Annotated in this window: 17 protein-coding genes; 8 read left to right on the top strand and 9 right to left on the bottom strand. The window is 32.8% G+C overall.

Translation table 11 applies throughout. From position 1 onward, the window contains the following. Positions 1-238: 238 nt before the first annotated feature. Together QZ659_RS13790 and QZ659_RS13785 are read left to right on the top strand one after the other, a co-directional pair. Positions 239-1,030, top strand: a complete 792-nt coding sequence (locus tag QZ659_RS13790) for an alpha/beta fold hydrolase (RefSeq protein ID WP_291726412.1) — start codon at positions 239-241, stop codon at positions 1,028-1,030. 182 nt (positions 1,031-1,212) lie between these two features. Next, complete coding sequence (locus QZ659_RS13785) at positions 1,213-2,013, top strand: zinc ribbon domain-containing protein (protein ID WP_291726411.1); 801 nt, start codon at positions 1,213-1,215, stop codon at positions 2,011-2,013. A 94-nt stretch (positions 2,014-2,107) separates the two neighbouring features. Here QZ659_RS13785 and QZ659_RS13780 read toward each other — a convergent pair whose 3' ends face one another. The 4 genes from QZ659_RS13780 to QZ659_RS13765 all read right to left on the bottom strand — a co-directional run bounded on the left by QZ659_RS13780 (position 2,108) and on the right by QZ659_RS13765 (position 6,752). Further along, complete coding sequence (locus QZ659_RS13780; protein WP_291726410.1) at positions 2,108-2,509, bottom strand: hypothetical protein; 402 nt, start codon at positions 2,507-2,509, stop codon at positions 2,108-2,110. A 101-nt stretch (positions 2,510-2,610) separates the two neighbouring features. Then, positions 2,611-3,423 carry a sulfite exporter TauE/SafE family protein gene (locus QZ659_RS13775; protein ID WP_291726409.1) on the bottom strand — a complete coding sequence of 271 codons (813 nt, stop codon included), beginning with the start codon at positions 3,421-3,423 and terminating at the stop codon, positions 2,611-2,613. A 156-nt stretch (positions 3,424-3,579) separates the two neighbouring features. Further along, the gene (locus QZ659_RS13770) at positions 3,580-6,321 is read right to left on the bottom strand and encodes a tetratricopeptide repeat protein (RefSeq protein WP_291726408.1); all 2,742 of its coding nucleotides are present in this window, start codon (positions 6,319-6,321) and stop codon (positions 3,580-3,582) included. A 14-nt stretch (positions 6,322-6,335) separates the two neighbouring features. Next, positions 6,336-6,752: an OsmC family protein gene (locus tag QZ659_RS13765; RefSeq protein WP_291726407.1), complete on the bottom strand. Its 417-nt coding sequence runs from the start codon at positions 6,750-6,752 to the stop codon at positions 6,336-6,338. 118 nt (positions 6,753-6,870) lie between these two features. Between QZ659_RS13765 and QZ659_RS13760 the strand changes: the two genes are divergently transcribed. Together QZ659_RS13760 and QZ659_RS13755 are read left to right on the top strand one after the other, a co-directional pair. Further along, positions 6,871-7,821, top strand: a complete 951-nt coding sequence (locus QZ659_RS13760; protein ID WP_291726406.1) for a 1-aminocyclopropane-1-carboxylate deaminase/D-cysteine desulfhydrase — start codon at positions 6,871-6,873, stop codon at positions 7,819-7,821. Positions 7,822-7,973: 152 nt separating this feature from the next. Next, positions 7,974-8,531, top strand: coding sequence for a D-glycero-alpha-D-manno-heptose-1,7-bisphosphate 7-phosphatase (locus QZ659_RS13755; protein ID WP_291726405.1), 558 nt, complete (start codon positions 7,974-7,976; stop codon positions 8,529-8,531). 73 nt (positions 8,532-8,604) lie between these two features. Here the strand turns inward: QZ659_RS13755 and QZ659_RS13750 are convergent, their stop codons facing one another. The 4 genes from QZ659_RS13750 to QZ659_RS13735 form a co-directional block, all read right to left on the bottom strand. Further along, positions 8,605-8,991: a DUF1987 domain-containing protein gene (locus tag QZ659_RS13750; protein WP_291726404.1), complete on the bottom strand. Its 387-nt coding sequence runs from the start codon at positions 8,989-8,991 to the stop codon at positions 8,605-8,607. Between the two features lie 13 nt (positions 8,992-9,004). Then, the gene (locus QZ659_RS13745) at positions 9,005-9,544 is read right to left on the bottom strand and encodes a SiaB family protein kinase (protein WP_291726403.1); all 540 of its coding nucleotides are present in this window, start codon (positions 9,542-9,544) and stop codon (positions 9,005-9,007) included. 279 nt (positions 9,545-9,823) lie between these two features. Beyond that, a complete protein-coding gene (locus QZ659_RS13740; RefSeq protein ID WP_291726402.1) occupies positions 9,824-10,708 on the bottom strand; it encodes a S1 RNA-binding domain-containing protein in 885 nt (294 codons plus the stop codon). 352 nt (positions 10,709-11,060) lie between these two features. Next, positions 11,061-12,143, bottom strand: coding sequence for a glycoside hydrolase family 73 protein (locus QZ659_RS13735; RefSeq protein WP_291726401.1), 1,083 nt, complete (start codon positions 12,141-12,143; stop codon positions 11,061-11,063). Positions 12,144-12,488: 345 nt separating this feature from the next. On the opposite strand from QZ659_RS13735, the gene QZ659_RS13730 reads away from it, so the two are divergent. After that, positions 12,489-13,355 (top strand): helix-turn-helix domain-containing protein, encoded by an 867-nt coding sequence (locus QZ659_RS13730; RefSeq protein WP_291726400.1) that lies wholly within the window; start codon positions 12,489-12,491, stop codon positions 13,353-13,355. Positions 13,356-13,502: 147 nt separating this feature from the next. On the opposite strand, the gene sppA is transcribed toward QZ659_RS13730, so the two are convergent. Beyond that, positions 13,503-15,437, bottom strand: a complete 1,935-nt coding sequence (sppA, locus tag QZ659_RS13725; protein ID WP_291726399.1) for a signal peptide peptidase SppA — start codon at positions 15,435-15,437, stop codon at positions 13,503-13,505. Positions 15,438-16,019: 582 nt separating this feature from the next. Between sppA and QZ659_RS13720 the strand changes: the two genes are divergently transcribed. From QZ659_RS13720 to QZ659_RS13710, 3 genes are all read left to right on the top strand, one after another. Further along, positions 16,020-16,598: a hypothetical protein gene (locus tag QZ659_RS13720; protein ID WP_291726398.1), complete on the top strand. Its 579-nt coding sequence runs from the start codon at positions 16,020-16,022 to the stop codon at positions 16,596-16,598. Positions 16,599-16,680: 82 nt separating this feature from the next. After that, positions 16,681-17,268 carry a Crp/Fnr family transcriptional regulator gene (locus QZ659_RS13715; protein ID WP_291726397.1) on the top strand — a complete coding sequence of 196 codons (588 nt, stop codon included), beginning with the start codon at positions 16,681-16,683 and terminating at the stop codon, positions 17,266-17,268. 91 nt (positions 17,269-17,359) lie between these two features. Next, positions 17,360-18,649 carry a M20 metallopeptidase family protein gene (locus QZ659_RS13710; RefSeq protein WP_291726396.1) on the top strand — a complete coding sequence of 430 codons (1,290 nt, stop codon included), beginning with the start codon at positions 17,360-17,362 and terminating at the stop codon, positions 18,647-18,649. Positions 18,650-18,937 lie beyond the last annotated feature (288 nt).

The following is an 18,937-nucleotide window of genomic DNA, read 5'->3' as shown; positions in this document are numbered from 1 at the left end:
TGAAAATTTATTTTTTGAATTATTCAAGGATTGAATTAACCTATTTTATGAGTTTTTATAGAGAAAAAACTGAATTTATCGTGCAGAAATCTCTCTTGAAAATTTCAATATTCGTTGTTTAAAAGAAATAGGTTATGGATAGGTCATAAGTTATAAAGAGTTATCTTTGTTTTATAAAGGAAAACTGAGGCAATAACTGTCTCTTAGAATCAATCAAAATTTATACTAAATCAAGATTATGAAGCTCAACTACAAGGAATTAGGAAGTTCAAACGCACAGCCTTTACTTATTTTACATGGTGTATTTGGTTCACTTGATAACTGGCTTACCTTAGGGCGTCAGTTTGCTGAACACTACCAAGTATTTTTGATAGACCAACGCAACCACGGACGTTCTCCACATCATGTAGAAATGGATTATATCGTGTTGGCTAATGATTTGCAAATATTTATTGAAGAACATCAGCTTAAAAACCCATTGCTCATTGGGCATTCTATGGGAGGTAAAGTAGTTATGCAGTATGCTCTAAGCTATCCTAACGGATTTGACAAAATGATAGTGGTAGATATTGCTCCTAGAGAATATAATATTTCTCATCATGAAAATATTTTATCGGGTTTGAAAGCAATTGATATAGATACTTTAAAAAATAGAGGAGATGCAGATACAAAACTTGGAGAATATGTAGATGAAGAAGGAACAAGAATGTTCTTATTAAAAAATTTGGCTCGCACAAAAGATGGTTTTGAGTGGAAAATGAATTTGCCTGTCTTGGAAAAATCTATACATAAAATAGGAGGAGCTGTTACTACGAACAAGCAAATACCAACATCTGTGGAGGCAAATGAAAAGGAAATTTTGTTTATTGATGGAGGAGAGTCTCGTTATATACAAGAAAAAGATATTCCCATGATAAAAAAACTCTTTCCTAATGCAAAAGTTCATACCATAGAAGAGGCAGGGCATTGGGTACACGCACAAGCACCAGAAGAATTCTTTAAAGTTGTTATGAATTTTTTAGCTAATTAATTTTCAGAAAATGATTTGTATAGGAAGGCTTACTTTTTCATTATTTTATTTATTAAGCAAAAAACACTACCTTTGCAAATCATTGTCTTTGCTTTAAACCAACTGTCAATAACTGATTTAGTTTGAGCAAATTGACATTCCAAAACTCATTCTACAAACCACCTGAGTCCAAAACCAATTTTATGGAACAACCTACTCCAGTAGCCAAACGAATAGATGCTCTTGTAAAACTCCAAGAAGTTGATTCTAAGTTAGATGAATTACGCAAAATAAAAGGCGATTTGCCCGAAGAAGTCCAAGATTTGGAGGACGAAATAGAAGGGTATCAGACAAGAGTTTCAAAATTTGAAACTGAAAAAAAATCATTAGATGACCTTAAATCTACTCAAGAAAACGCTATAAAAGACCATAAAAAGCTCATCACAAAATATGAAGAGCAGCAAATGGATGTTCGTAACGACCGTGAGTTTCAAGCAATTGCTCGTGAGATAGAGAACCAACAGTTGGATATTCGTCTTGCTGAAAAAGCAGTTAGAGATACACAATACAAAATAGAACGTAAAGAAAAACAAATCGAAGACACAACGGCAACGTTAGAAGAGCGCAAAAAAGATTTGGAAATTAAAAACAATGAGCTTGAAGGTATTGTAAAAGAAAGTGAAGAAGAAGAGGCAAAACTCATGAAAGAGCGTGAAAAACGTGTCAAAAACGTAGCTGAAAATTTATATTTATCGTATGAGCGTATTCGTCAGAATGCTCGTAATGGCTTGGCTGTTGTGAATGTAAAGCGTAATGCTTGTGGGGGCTGTTTCAATATTGTTCCTCCTCAACGCCAAGTAGATATAAAAGAAAGAAAAAAATTAGTAGTTTGTGAACACTGTGGACGTGTCTTTGCAGATGTAGAAGCTGTTGAAGTAGTAGAGAAAAAACGTACTACTCGTCGTAAGCGTACTACAAAGAAAGATAAAGAGTCTGCTAAGTAAAAATATCCTTCGCTTTCTATCTATCAAAAAAAGTCTCTCAAAACAATGTTGTTTTGAGAGACTTTTTTATTCCTTTTATTTATGTCTTCCTAAATTAGTTTACAGGAATGGTTTGGTCAATGATTGGCAAAACAGCATTATGAAGATAAGTGCCTTTCAAGAAATAAAACAACGAACCACGAGTAGTAGAAATAGCAAGCTCGTTGATGTCTAAGATTACATCTGTTGGCATATTTACTTTGCTATTTTCTGTATCTACATAGTTGCTAAGGTCTTCTATTTGAAAAACAGTATTGGTCTTGAACTTTGCAAGAGTATGTTCTTTTTTATCAGAGAAAATAGAAACTGTAGTAACAACAATAAATATATTATCATTTGTGTTCCAACGATGTTCTAAATTAACATCAAACTGAAACATAATTTGCTTTGGTAATTCTTGAGTAGGTGCGACTAGGTTTGCTTCTAAAACATCTAAGGCTACGATTCTAAATTGCATTGTGTCTGTTTTGATTTACTTAATAAATAAAATATGATTTACCACAAAGCTACTCGTTTTCTTGGTGCTATGAAAATAGAAGGTAAGAAAACTATTTATTTCTAATGAACAAACTCCTTGTAAAGAATAAAAAAGGCAATCAACAACACCAAATAACCAAAAATTTGTTTGAGTTTGGCAGCAGGAACATATTTACAAAAATGTGTGCCCAACAAAATACCTACTATTGTAAAGCTAGTAAAGGGAAGCAGAAAACGCCAGTCTATCTCGTGTTGTTGCCAGTCTCCTAAAAAACCCAATAGAGAATTGATAGCAATAATAAAAAGGGATGTTGCAATAGCTTCTTTCATCGGAATACGTGCCAAAAAAACAAGTGAAGGCACAATCAGAAAACCTCCTCCAGCACCCACCAAACCTGCAATAAGTCCAACTAAAAGAGCATCTACAATCAGAACAGGAATTCTTAGAGGTTTTTTTGAAACTGTTTTTGGGATATGAGATTGTTCCTGTTGTTTTGCTCCCTTGCGAATCATGATAGTTGAAGAAATTAGCATCACAATAGCAAAAAAGACTACAATAGCTGCATTTTTAGTAAGGTTGAAATAATCAGACGTAAAAAAAGGGTCTGGTAAAGCTGGAACAATATAGGCACGAGTGAGATAGACCATCATAAGCGATGGTGCACCAAATACTAAAGCTATTTTTAGATTGACTAATCCTTGTTGAAAATATCTATATGCTCCTACAAGGGCAGCAGCTCCCACTACAAACAAAGAATATCCTGTGGCAATAACAGCTTCAATATTTAGTACATAAACAAAAATAGGGACAGCCAAAATAGAACCTCCTCCACCTAACAAACCCATCACGAAACCTACGACAATGGCTATCAAAAAACCTAAAAACTCTTCCATGTTGTCTTATTCTTATTTTTTATTGCGCTTTTCTTAGAAAATGTCTTTTTTCTTATCCATTAAGACGACAATTTAACTAATTCGAATATAAGCCCAAAAATTGTTAAAAATAGAGGCTATCTTTAATCTATAATTTGAATCAAACAAGAAAAGGTATTATCCTAACTTTACTCCCCAAAATGTAATGTCGTCTCGCTGTTCTGCTCCTTGTTGGTGTGCCTTTAGAAAGTCAATTAATAGGTCTTGTTGAGTTGCCATATCTTGCTTTAAGATAGTATTGAGAAATAATTTTAAGTTATGACTTCCAATGCGCTCTCCTTGTGGAGAGTGTTGATCGGCAAATCCGTCAGTGGTTAAGTATAGAGAAGAGCCAGTAGGTAGCCAAATAATATCTTCCTCAAACAGTCGTATTTTTTCTCTTTGTTTTCCTCCTATGGAACATCTTGTAGCTCCAATTTCTTGAATTTCGTTTTGTGTAGGTTCTGCATACCAAAGAGGACGTTTTGCTCCAGAATAGGTTACTTCATGCATACGAGTCGTTTTTTGTTCGATTCTACACAGAACTATATCCATTCCGTCTTTATTAATTTTCGAACTATTTCTTTGTTTTGTGTTTTTATCTTGTTTCAATAGTTTTCTAATGCGTTCATGCATAAGTCTCAATATTTTTGAGGGCTGCAAATGCTTTTCTTGATTGATAAGCTCCTCTAACAACATATTTCCAATCATAGACATGAAAGCTCCCGGTATTCCGTGTCCTGTACAATCTACCACAGCGATAAACGTGTATTTATCAATAGTTGTAAGCCAATAAAAATCGCCACTTACAATGTCTTTTCCTCCATAAATCAGACAATATTCAGAAAAGTTATTTAAAATAGTTTTTTCGTTAGGTGTAAGAACATTTTGTATGGTCTTGGCATAACGCATACTGTCCATAATATTTTGGTTCTTATTATGAATCAGCTTGTAGGCATTAGCATTCGCCACAGCAATAGAAACATATGTAGAAAGGTTGCGAAGCAAAGCCAAATTATCCTCTGTATAAGGATTTTTCTTAAAACTCTGAATCGTCATGACTCCAATGGGACGTTCACGGATTCGAAGAGGAATAAAAAATGCCGTTTGGGGAATCTCTCCAATAATAGGACTAATATGTTTTTGGTATTTTTGAAAATATTCTTTTCTGACATCCACAGTAAAATACTCTTTATCATTTAAAAAACACTGTACCGAGAGACTTTTATTTTCTTCTGTTATTGACTCTGCATGGAAAGGCAAAACCTCTCCGTTTTCTATAAAATTACTGTATTCAATGGCTTGTGAATGAGGATTATAAACGCCGATACCAAATCCATCGACCAACATAATGGAGTCGATACTTTCTTTAATAATTGAAATGAGTGCATTCTCATCCATTGTAGCTGTTATTTTTCTTCCAATTTCAGAGAGAATAGAAAGGCGTGAAAAAGTTTCTTTGAGTTGGCTGTTTTGTTGTGTGATTTCTTCTTTTTGCTGACCGATTTCTGTACTTTTTTCTAAAATTTGTTTGTTTTGTTGTTCTCTTTCTCTCTTTTGTATGAAGATAAGTATAGCAATGATAAAAAGTAAGATTGTCCCTGTTGCTAGTGAGTAGTTCCAAATTTCTTTACGTGCAATTTCAGATTTTTGCAATTTTTTTTGTTCTCTTAGTGTAGAAATAATCTGCTCTTGTCTTTCACTCTCAAATACAGCTTGAAGGCGTTTGATTTCATTATGATTTTCTTCTTTTTTTAAAGAGTCTGTAAGAGCTATATGTCTTTCTAAGTAGTCTGTGGAGGCTTCAAAATTCTTTTCTTTCTTATAAATTTGTGATAGAAGATGATATACATTTTCAATATTTTGTCTCAATCCCAGTTTTTGAGCTAATTCTAAGGCTTTTTTTGCTAAAACTTTAGCTTTTGTATAGTCATTGGTAAAGAAAAAATATTGAGCTTTTCCAAAATGAACATGAAATAAAAGATGTGGATTATCTAAATTTTCTATCATCTTTTCTGCTTTCATAAGGTATGAAAAAGTCTTTTCTTTAGAGTTTGAGTCTCTCAAGGAATCTCTTTGCATTATATTCATCCCCAAACTGATATAATACTGACAAGTAAGGAAATCATTTCCTAATTGGAGAGCTAAAGGCAATCCTTTTTCCAAATAGAAGAGAGCCTGCTGATGATTACCCTGTTCAGAATAAGCACTACCAATATTGAGATTTCCTGTTACAATTCCTGTGCTATCATTGAGTTCTTCCTTCATCAAAATAGCTTGCTTGTGCATTTGTATGGCTTTATCGTATTGATGATTTCGTTTATAAATCAGAGCCATATTATTGAGCGCACGAGCTACTTTGAGTTTGTCGTCGTAACGCTGTTGTATTCCTAAGGCTACCAATAAATTTTCTAAGGCACGCTGGTAGTTTCCTTGTACATAATATATTCCTGCAAGTTCGTTCAAGACAAGAGAATAAGTAATTGAATCTCCAATTTCTTGATAAAGGTCAGAAGAAGCTCTAAAAAAATGAATAGCTGAATCATAATTACTTTTTTGCTGATGGTATTTGCCAATCACTCTGACTGCGCTGGCTGTTCCTCTAAAATATAGCTCTTCTTCTGATTTCTGAATAGCAACTTCTGCTAAAATACGCCCAGAATCACTTTTTATGTCAAGATATTGTGTTGCAATATCTAAAAGGGTATTTATTTTTAAAGTATCTTCTATATCATTTTTTTGTGTTTTTTCATGCACTTGCCAAAGACTGTCTAACTTTTTTTGTGCAATATCGTTTTTTGCAGAACGTTGAGCCATTACATTTTGAAATGCAATGGCAACTAAATAAATGAGAAAAGTAGAGAGAAATTTGTAGAACATTCAAAGGATTGGTTTTATGCTTTCAGATGCAAATTTTCCCACTCTACTTCTTGTACAATATCGCTATGTAAGCTAAGCCCAACTGGACACGTCATGGCTGTGCGATGCAATTTTTCATGCTCTTTTACTGAAAGCTCTAAGCTATCTGGACAAGTATAAGTAATCTTGATACGTCCGATTCTGCGAGGTTTATCTACCATTATTTTTTCTACATACGCCTCTAAACCTTCCAAATTTATTCCTTCTCGCTCTGCTAAAATTCCCATAACAGTCATCTGACAAGAAGCAAGAGAACTACATACTAAATCTGTTGGAGAAAATGTTTCGCCTTTTCCGTGGTTATCTTTTGGAGCATCGGTAAGTAATTTATTTTGTGAACTAATATGAGTGGCTTCTGTGCGTAATTTGCCTTGATAGATTACTTTTATCATAGAGGTATAATTTGATTTAGAAAACTAAATTTATTTTTCATATTTACAAAATAGATAAAAAACACGACTTTATCTGTATTTTTATTTCAAATATCACTTATCCTAATTCCATTTTACTTTGCTAAATTATCCCTTTCCCTCCTTATTTGAGAAATTTCTTTCCCCTGCTTTTATTTCAGAGTGGGAAAACAAAACCTTTAATGAAAAAAACTTAAGTGTAAAGGTACTTCGTTTGGATGCTCAACACAAACATATTGGAGGAAACAAACTCTACAAACTCTATTACAATCTACTAGAAGCCAAAAAACAAGGCAAGAAAAAGCTACTTACTTTTGGAGGCGCATATTCCAACCATTTGAGAGCAACAGCTTTTGCTGCTAAAGAGTTGGGATTTGAGAGTATTGCCATTATTAGGGGGGAAGAACACAAAGAACTAAATCCTGTACTTGCCTTTTGTAAAGAACAAAATATGCAACTGCATTACATTTCACGAAGCCAATACAGAGAAAAAAATGATATACAATTTTTAAAAGAACTAGAACAGAAGTTTGGCAGTTTTTTTCTCATACCAGAAGGTGGTTCAAATCCATTAGCTCTCAAAGGTACAAGTCATATTGTCGATATAGCATCTAATTTGATAGAAGAAAACATTGATTATTTTGTACTCGGTATCGGAACAGGAGGAACAGCAGCAGGGATTTTAAATTCTGTTTCAAATAAAGAAAATTATTTGAAAAACAAAGTTTTGGCTATTTCTGCACTAAAAGGAGGGAGTTTTTTAAAAGAGGATATCGAAAAACTTTTAGAGAATTTTTATGAAAATGATGAAGACAAAATTCAGTCAGCTCTAAGTCATCTGATTCTGAATACAGATTTTCATGAAGGAGGTTATGCTAAAAAATCGGAACGATTAGTAAAGTTTATAAAAGAGTTTCATCAAAATAATGAGCTTGAAATTGAACCTATTTATACGGGAAAAGCCTTTTTTGCAGTAAAAGAGTTAGCAAAAGATAATTTTTTTGAAAAAGGAAGTACGATTGTACTGATTCATACTGGAGGGGTTTTCTGAAATTAGAAAGCAAATAAAAAAAATGCTATCCAACAGTAAAGTTTTTTAGCATTTTTAGGTAAATTTGGTAATTGTTATTATGATAACGTAAAAAACACACAAAGGTTAGTGTTTTTTGTACAATTTCTCATTAAATAGACTAATCGAAGAAAATGAAGAACAAAAAGAGAGCAAATAACTGGACACTTTTTTTAGATAGAGATGGTGTCTTGAATAGAAAACTAGACAATGATTATGTCAAAACGTTAGATGAATTTACTATTTTTGAAACGGCAGTAGAAGCCTTAGATATTTTGAAAGAACATTTTGAAAATATTGTGGTAGTAACCAATCAGCAAGGGATTGGAAAAGGACTCATGACTGACAAAGACCTTGAAGTTATTCATAATGTTTTGCTAGAAAAGTTACCACAAATACAAAAAATATATTTTTGCCCAGACCTTGCCAAAACAGGTTCTCCACGTCGTAAACCAGCTATCGGAATGGCGATTGATGCAAAGAAGGATTTTTGTGAAATTAGCTTTAAGCGTTCAGTTATTGTAGGAGATAGTCTTTCAGATATGCAGTTTGGACGCAATGCAGGAATGAAAACATGCTTTATCAATCAGTATAATACTTTTGAAAGAATAAAAAACAAAGCCTTAATAGATTTTGAAACGGCTTCCCTTATCGAAGCTGTTCCGTATCTGATTCATCTGACAAAAGACTAGATACAAAAAAACAGCTATCCTATATTTTAGAATAGCTATCTGAATATTTTACACTCTTACAAAGAAAAAGGATTTAGTCTTCTTCTTCCATTTCATTCAAGACAATTTTGACATCTATGATTTCTTGAAAATCTTCTCCAGACTCTTGCATGTCTTCATCATCTTCTTCGTAATACCAGTTTATCAAGACATTATCATTTTTTTGTTGTAGAGTTTCTAATTTTCTGAAAATCTCTACCAAACACTTTGAAGAACTCGTATTGAAGTACTCCAATTTTACATCTAAAACTGTACTTGATTTTGCTTGACTGACATAATTATCTAACCACTCAAAAAGAGGCTTATAAAACTCAATAGAGTTTTCTGGGATGGAGCGTCCTGCAATGAGGAATCGTCCTTCGTTAGAGTTAAAATCTAGTTGTGGTGTCTTATTAGTACCTTCTAAGAAAAAATTTTCCATTCAAATATATTGTTTAAGCCGAAACTTTTACTTTCAAACTAAAAAAAGAATTGTCCTCGCCAGCGTCTTCAAAAGAATAGACGAGTTTTTCGCCCGAACGGCGTGCAATATCAATGATTCCTAAGCCTGCTCCCCCTTTTATAGAAACTTCTCCACCGTGTAATTGCTCACGATAAAGCTGTTTTATTTGTTCAGCAGAAGATTGATTTATCCTTTCAATGTGTGATTGTAAAGTGGAAACAAGTGAGGTGGGGATATAATTTCCAGTAGAAATTTCGTATCCTTTCGCATGTTTGGAAAGAACAAATAATACTGTTTCTGGGCTTTCAGATTTTTGTACACCTTCTCCTTGTGTGTGGTGATATACATTTTGGAGTGCCTCTATCATAATATGATAGACTTTCTTTCTGATTTTGGACTTTTGTTCAAGGGCAGCTAAACGTTCATCTGCCACACTCAAAATCCCATCAAAAAGAGATTGTGATGGAGCTCCTTTGTACGATACAATTACCTCGCCTTCCAACATTTCTCTATAGTAATCATTCAGGTTCAAGATTCTTATACTGCTTTAGAGTGGAACTAAAATTTTTTAGAGTTTTTTAGTTTGTTTGATAAATAGCAATTAGACAAATCCGTACATAATTTTATTGTCAGAGTGAGCTAATTTTTAGAAATATACACAAAATTACATGGCATACAAAAAAATTATATCAAAAAAACATAAATCTGCAATTTTGTTTTGTATTTAGAAAGAAGATATTCTTTACTACACTAGACAAACAGATATACTCTATGTATCGTAAATATATAAAATTATTTCAAAATACAAATATTATTCTCTTGTTTTTTGAATACCCTTTTTATCAATACTAATTTTACGTTCTCTATATAAATTACCTATTAATTTTTTAAATGTTTTTTTACTCATATTGAAATAATCTAGTATTTCCTCAGGCGAGCTTTTATCTGAAATAGGCAAAAAACCGTTGTTTTCTTCTAATTTTTGCATAATAATACTACTTTGGTCAGCTATTCCATCAAAACCATCTTTTCTGAATCTTAAATCTATTCGTCCATCTTCACGTATTTTTCTTACATAAACAGTATGCTTTTTTCCTTGTATGTTTTTTCGTCCAAAAATTTCATTATGATAAAGCATACCATAATAATAAATGCCATCTTTTTCGACAATGCAACGATAGCCAATTTCTGTTTCTTGTCCTACAATGGCTGTAACTTCTTCATCTTCTTCCAAATCAATATCTTCTCGCTCTATAAAACTTCCTAATTTACCCAAACCAATCACACGATTTGTCTTGTGGTCTAGGGCAAGTTTGACAAATACATAATCTCCTCTTTGAATAGGCTTCTGTGTTTCTCTTGCTTCTTTATTGCCTTTCGGAATTTCGTCTTGTGGAAGAAACAAATCTTTTTCTATCAGTCCCCAATCTAAAAACATTCCAAATTTAGTAATATCTACTACCCTTAAAGCTGCAATTTCTCCAACAACAGCAATAGGTTTTTCAATAACAGCAACAGGACGATCTTCGGTGTCTGTATAGACAAAAACTTCTATCTCATCGCCTTCCTTTGCATCTTGAGGAATATACTTTTGAGGTAACAAAACCTCATCTAAAAGCGAGCTTCCTACATAAACACCATGAGGAGTGGTGCGTAAAATTTTGACGGTATTATATTGACCAATTTGAATAGGCATAATTTCTTTGTTTTTAAATAAATAGGTTTACAAATGTAGCCTTTTTTAAATGCAGGACAAAAGCTAGTGTTTACTGTCCATATACTATTTTGTTTGTATTAGGAAAAATCTACAAAAAGCCCATTTAAAGCCAATTACGCTATTTTCCTAACGTTAGGAAAAATGTCTAAAAAGCCCATTTAAAGCTAACTGTGCTATTTTCCTGCTATCAGGAAAAATGTCTAAAAAGCCGTTTAAAGTGAATTACGCTATTTTCCTAACGTTAGGAAAAATGCAAAAAACGGATTTGAGTAATTTTTCTCAAATCCGTTTTTCTTTTATTTATCAAACAAAACCATGTTGTTTTTTTATGTCAAAAATCTAATAGGTCTAAGTGGTAGCGTTTGATAATTTTTTTCAAGAGTTCGCCATAAATTGGAGAAGTTGCATAACCTACTCCACCATACTTTGTAGAACCAATTTTGTCTGCCCAGTCTTCATAGTTTTTACCTTTTGTAAAAAGAGGCGAATAGCGTTTGTTGGTACTTAAAAATATAGAGTGCGAACGGAACGAATGCCATGGCGAATTATATTCTGCAAAATGGTCTTTGACAATGCACTTATAAAGCGTTTTTCCATTCTTGACAACTCGTTGTGAGCTAATAATAATATTTTTATTAGCTTGTTTTTCCAAGGCTGTGTAATATTCTGTTGTTGTGGTAAGACTGCTTTTTCTATTTTTATCTTTAATGCCAAAATAATTATTATCTACAATGCGCTGTCCGTAAGCTGTTTCTAGGGCTGACTGTGCTAATTTTATAGATGCTGGAACGTGAAACTTTGCCTGCTCCATCAATGAAGTTTCAATTTTATTGAGGTCTTTATTGTCCGTAAAATAAGTATAAACGTGTTTTTGTGCATTTACATTATTCAAAACCAAATCAATAAAAAGTTGTGTGATTTCTTCATTGAGTTTCAAAAGCTCATCATCTTTTAGCTTATCCAAACGAGAAGCCTTGTTCTCTATCAAATATTTAGTAATCAGAAGCTGTTTCTGTACCAAAAATTTGTCTCTCTGTTCTTGGTGTGTTTGTGGTATTTCAGATTGCGTTTCTTCTAAGTGCGTCATGATATAAGAAAGAACATCATTGATAGGTTCGGCTGCTGGCACAGAAGTAGGAATTACGCTACTTTTGTTAGGCATCTGAACGAGCATATTATCAATTTGTGTCGTCGTGTTGCTTGCCCTTGGAATCCACCATTGAAGTCCAATAATCATCAATAAAATAGCAATGATTACCATAAGCCAACGGTCTGTAATGCGAATATCTACGTGTACTTTGTGTGTTCGTTTTTTCCAATAAGGAATTTCGAAATCGATAGTGTGAGTAAGAAGTTGTCTTCCTTCGTTTAGCGTTTGGAATGCGTCGTCTAGTATTATTAGTTGCTTCATCATGGTTGTTGTTTGCTGAATATATTTTTGTCAAAATATATTCAAGGTAATAAGTAGAAATAGGTCAATAGCAATATTAATTTGTTTGATAGAATTAGGATAGTTTCTAATGTAAGTAGTATAAATACTATCAAAAACTAAAATAATTAGCAATTTTCATTAAGAACGATAGTTTTTCTCAAATAATTCCTAAAAAAGCAGTAGATTGATAATAATAATTTCTAACTTGCCAAATATTTAGTGAAAAAGGAGGAAATTGCTAACAAATCACTCATTTTTCTGTGTCTTGTTTGAGTAATACAGCTCTTTTTGCTAATATTATAAGCAAATATACAAGTTGATTCGATAATGGCAAAATTTTTTGCTAAAAATTTTATCAAAAATTATTTATTTTTCTCAAACCTCATATCGCTTATGTTCTTCTCTTCTAACTTGCGTCACCTTCGTCGTGTAAATAATTTGACTCAAGAAGCTCTAGCAAATCATTTAGAGTTGTCTTTGAAAAAAATTGGTTCGTATGAAGAGGGAAGAGCAACTCCAAAGCTAGAAGCTCTTTTAGAAATTGCTAATTTTTTTAGTGTTTCGCTAGAGCAGTTTATCAATCAAGATTTATCAGTTGTTCAAGACACGCCAGCATTACCCGAACTTAAAAAATATGCTGCTGCTGAAAGACTGCGTATTTTGAGTATTACACAAGACCGAAATGAAAACGAATATATAGAACTTGTACGCCTAGATATGGAAGAAGATTATATCAAGGGATATTCTAATATTGAGTTTGTAGCTGACTTGCCTAAGTGTCAGTTGCCTGCCTTACCTCTGAATCAGACCTACCGAGCTTTTGAAATTTCAGATTCTTTGTTGGCTGCTCCTACTAAAAGTATTGTTGTTGGTGCATTTGTGGCTGACTGGAATGGACTAAAAGACGATGAGCCTTGTATTATTGTTTCTGAAAATACAGGAGTCATTTTTAGAAAGGTAAAAAACCGTATTGCTCAAAATGATACGCTTCTTTTGGAAGACACTAACGGACAGTTTTCATCATATTCTGTTTTGGTAGAAGATATTGAAGAAATTTGGCGATTTGCTGCCTATATCAATTTAGATTTTCCAGAAGTACCGACACAGGTAAACGAACTGCGTCAAACTATGCAAAAGCTACAAACTGCCCTAGAAATCTTGGAAAATAAAACAGACGAAGAAAGTCATAAATAAACATCAGAAATAAATTTTATTATGATTCTATGGAGAAATGAGCTTTGCAAAACTAGCTGTGATAAGTTTGAATATATTCTGTAAACAAAATACCTTATCTAAGCATCTTAGATAAGGTATTTTATTATGAGTATATACACAAATTAATTATTCAATTTCTTGAGCATCTAAAAACAAACGAGCTTGTATGCCTTGCATAGCTTGTAGTTCTTGATAATACTGATAATACGTATAAAAACTACCTAGTTCTTTTCTGATTGCTCTTTGTTGTGCTTTATTTCCTTGATTGAGAATTTGGTCTAGGAAAGATTCTGGTTCTGGATAATAACGTACTTGATAATCATCTTCTAAGCCTGCACTGTTTGCTGCAATAGAAATAGCATCTTCAAGACTTCCCAAGACATCTACCAAACCACGCTCCTTAGCATCAATTCCTGTCCAAACACGTCCTTCTGCGTATTCTCTCAATGCTTCTACTTGCATATTTCTGCCTTGTGCAGCCTTTGTAGTAAAATCTATATAACCACGATTGACAGAAGTTTGAATAATAGAGTCTTCTGCTGGAGAAGGTTGGCGAGTAGGGTAGCCCAAGTCTGCAAACTCTGCTGTTTTGACACCATCAAACGTAATTCCGATTTGATTTTCTAAAAACTTATCTACTCCTGGTATTACTCCAAAAATTCCGATTGAGCCTGTAATCGTATTTGGATGTGCTACAATCGTATCACACGCCATCGCCATATAATATCCACCTGAAGCAGCTACATCAGACATAGAAGCAATAATTGGCTTTACTTCTTTAGTTAGCATTACCTCACGCCACATAATATCAGATGCTAAGGCACTTCCTCCACCAGAGTTGATACGCAACACCACAGCTTTCACACGCTTGTCTTTACGAGCTTTACGAATGGCAGCAGCTAGAGCATCGCCACCAATTTGTCCTGTCTGTCCTCTTCCATCCACAATACTTCCCTCTCCTACAATAACAGCTACTCGTTTTTGAGAATCGCCTTCAAGATTGTTGCTTAATGTTTTGATATATTTTGGAAGTGATACAAAAGAGATTTTCTTTTTATTATTTTTAGCTTCATCATCGTTTTCTGTTTCTTCGTCTATTATTCCTAGTGCCACTTTTAGTTTTGATTCTACTTGGTCGTAATAAAGTGTATCATTGATAAGGTTATAGGTAACAGCATCTCCAGCTTTTCTGATAAGCATTTTATCACTAATTTCTCTCAATTTTTCTGCTGATAATGTACGTCCACTATTTGTATTGGCAGTGGCAACGTTCTTCAAATATGTATTGTAAAGAGAGTTTAGATAGACTTCTGTTTGCTTACGGTTTGCATCACTCATTTCTTCTAAGATAAGTGGCTCAACAGCAGATTTGAACGTACCCACTTTATAGATTCTTGGCTCAATATCTAGTTTATCAAGCATTTTTTTGAAGAATGGAATTTGAGAGAAAAATCCGTTCATTTCTAATGCTCCTTGTGGATAAAGATAGACTTCATCAGCTGTAGAAGCTAAATAATATCCTTTTTCACCATAATATTTACTATACGCATAGATAAACTTGTTAGAAGTTTTGAAATCTACTAAAGCAGCATGAAGTTCTTCTAACATCGCAAAACCAACAGGAACATCAGTAATTTCTAAGTAAATACCTTTTATGTTGTCGTCTGTTTTAGCTTTCTTTAGAGCTGCTTTGATGTTTACCAAACTTAATGGAGTTGGACTTCCTTGAAGTTCGGCTGCTAAATCTGCAAAAGGGTCATCTTTGGCATATTCTGCAATAGGCTGATTTAGTGTAATCTTCAACACACTATTTTCTGAAATTTCTACTTCTCCTCCAGAGCTTGCTCCTATGATAGCAAATATGAGAAACATAAACATAAAGAAAAGCCCTACTCCAAACGAAGTAGCAAAAACGATTTTAATAAAACCTAGTAATTTTTGTCCGAAAGACGGTTTGGCTGGACGTACTACTCTTCTAGTCTGTGTTTGTCTGCGTTCTTGTGCAGCATTTGAATCTATATTCTGATTTTTTTGATTTAGTGGGTCGGTTGGCTCACTCATATAATTTATATTTTGTTATCGTATTTTTAGATTGGATACATTATTCATTTACTCATAAGTAGTTAAAGAGAATGTTTTATTACAAAATGACAGATTATTTTTTTAGTAGTTCAATTTTTACTTCTAAACTGGTTTTAACTCAGTAAAAAGATAGAAGTTGAAAAAGCCATAGATGTACTATACTGGCTATCAGCATTTGCTCTTCAACAAATCAAATAATATGAATAACTAGCACACTACTTTAAAAGTATTATGTGTTTAGGATTACTTTTTGCTAACTGTATCGGATACTAACAAACTAATTATAAGTAAGAGCTTGTTTCAAATTATTTATTTAAGCTACAAATAATGGATTTGAGCCTATATCTGTGTTATTTTTTCGTCAAATAGCTCGCTGTCCTACTTAAAAATGCTTTGATAAGTCAAAAATTTAGACAAGTTCTAAGGCTTTTTAGTACAAACAAAATACTTTTGTTAGTAATGAACACAAAAATAATTCTGAGAAAATTTTTTGTATTCTTAAACAATTAAAATACTACTACGAATGGAGTTTTTATTTTTTTTATCCAAAATTTAACTTTTATGACACTTAACAAATCATCTTTCCTTCTAAGTATTCTTTTGACTTTTTCACTCTTTTCATTTCGTAACTTAGGTGAAGATGCGTCAGACTTTAGCGATTTTATAAGTAAATTTCCTGTATTAGACAAAGAGATAACTAATCAAGAATTTCAAGATAAAATAAAATCGGAAACTAATATATCAAAGTTGTATCAATCAGTAACTAAGCAAACTGTTTACTCAGAGGATACCAAGTTTATTCCAATTGGAAAGATAGATACAAAAAAAGCAGTTATCATTATTTATGGAGAAGTAAAAGCAGCATATAATAAAAATGAGCAGGATTTAGTCTATATCAACTCGCTTGCACTAGACAAAAAAAGTGGCGCATTTATAGAAGGTTCATTGCTTCAATATTTATTGGTAAGTGGGGAAATCAAAAGAAAAAAAGAAACCTACATTGCTAATCTAAAATATGATGGAGAAACAATAACCTTTGAGAATAAAACCCTAAATCAACCTGATAAAAGTGTGAAAGAATCAGAGGTAGCTGTGTATAGAGTAGATAAAAAAATGCTCAAATTTGATAGCAATAAGTAAGTATTTTAAACTCATCCTTGCTGGCGTTTACAAGCTATGTGATGTCAGCAAGGATATAGAGAAACAAAGGCTACATTAAATCATGGATAAGAACACTGATAAATATTTTGATGCATACTTAAAGCAATTCATTTACTCTACACCTAATGAAAAAAACTTTATTAGAAAATATTTATCTATTGAAAAGCTAGAAAAAGGTGACTTCATTCTGAAAAGTGGAGAAGTACAAACACAAATAGGTTTTCTTTATGAAGGCTTAGTAAGAAGGTTCTTTATAGATGAACAAGGCAATGAAATAACTACAGGGTTTACAAAGGAAAATGAATATGTTACTGATTATCCTTCGTTTATAAGGCAAATATCTACTAAATATTATTTTCAGTGCTTAGAACCTACCATAATGGTTAATCTCTCTTACGAAGTCATTCAAGAGTGTTATAAGAAATTTAAAAATAGTGAAATGCAAGGCAGGTTAGTAGCAGAGACTGTCTTGACTATTTTGAGTGATAGAGTAGAAAGTTTTTTGTTTAATACGGCAGAAGAGAGATATTTAAAGTTTGTAAAAGAACATCCAGACCTTATGCAAAGAGTTAGTCTGACTCATTTAGCATCTTTCTTAGGTATTAAAAGACAATCACTAAGCCGAATCAGAAATAAACTTAGTAAATAATATTTTGTCACAAATGTGTCAGGTATAAACCAATTGAGCTATGCATCTTTGTAATAAATCATAGATAACTAATTTCTAAAACTTTTTACAGATGAACTCAAATACCAAATTTCTTAAGATAGGGCTTTCACTTTTATTCATTTTTGTTTCACTAACTTTATTAGGACAAGATAATAATACTATACATGAAGCTGTGCAACAACAAACAGAACAACTTTTTGACAGCTTAGTAAAAGTGCGTAGAGACTTGCATGCTCATCCCGAGTTATCAGAGCAAGAGAAAAGAACATCCAAAAAAATAGAAGATTATTTAAAGGCATTAGGTTTAGAGGTTCACTCAAATATTGGAGGATATGGCGTAGTGGGAATATTAAAGACAGGTAAAGAAGGAAAGAGAATTGCGTGGCGTGCTGATATTGATGCATTACCTTCTCATAATCATGAGGTTAATAGTGCTACAGCTGAAAGTGAAGAAGCAAATCATGTTTGTGGACATGATGTTCATACAACAATAGCTTTAGGTATCGCCAATGTATTGACTAGCCTAAAAGGACAGCTTACAGGAACAATCTATTTTATATTTCAACCCTCAGAAGAGAATTTAAAAGGCGCAAAGGCAATGATGGATGATGGTTTGTTTGATATTATCAACCCAAGTGAAATTTATGCTCTACATGTTTCACCTATGCCTCAAGGAATTATTGCTACAAAACCTCAAAATCTATTTGCAGATTACAAAACTCTCAACATTTCATACAAGACAAATGACAAAAAAGATGAAATTATTGATTATACTAAAAACTTAGTATCAAAGATGCAAAATGTTGCATCAGATAGTAAATTTTGGGACAATAGAAATTTAATGGATGCCAATATTGGCTTAGGTAATTCTAATACAATATTTCAAAATTATATTACGATAGGTTCAAATGTCGGAGTTAAACAAACAGATGACAAAATAACAATACAATCAGCTATAAGTGCTAGTAGTACAAGTATTATAGATTCTGTTAGGGCAAATTTAAGAGCAAGTATTTTAAAGTCTGAATATGCAAAAGACTTGATAGATGTATTTTACTCTGATAGCATAGCACTTGTTTTGAATGACGAAAAACTAGCAAAACTATCTATCAATAGCATTAGTGAAATTTATGGGACAGACAAAGCACTTTCTTTATATGGTGTAATACCAGACGGACGTAGTGATGATTTTGCTTTGTTCCAAAAAGAAGTAACTGGAGTTTATTTTTTAATAGGAGCATCTAACTTCGAAAAGGGAATAATTTCAATGCCCCATTCTGCAAATTTTGCTGTTGATGAAAATTGTATCAAAACAGGAGTTAATTATTTTTCTTCCTTGCTGATAGAAAGACTTAAATGATACTAAAATAAGAATCAACCTATTTTAAGCAGGGGCATACGAATAGATGTCAAGTTAGACCAATGTAGAAGTAAAACTCACTTCTATGGAGTTGTTTAAGAATGGAAAAAAATACCTTTAATGAGGTATAGAGTGGATTTTAATTATTGTTTCTCGTTCAAGCATTCTGCTTGGACGTACTTTTTGGCTACGCCGACTTTCAGTTCGTCAGCATATGCTGACAAAACGGTAAACACAAGATGGAATCCTTATCTTGTCCCATAAAACTTTGAATTTTGGCTATTGTTT

The sequence above is a fragment of the Bernardetia sp. genome (assembly GCF_020630935.1).
Lineage (GTDB): Bacteria > Bacteroidota > Bacteroidia > Cytophagales > Bernardetiaceae > Bernardetia.
The sequence above is the reverse complement of the archived record's forward strand: the minus strand, read 5'-3'. Positions and strand labels throughout refer to the sequence as shown.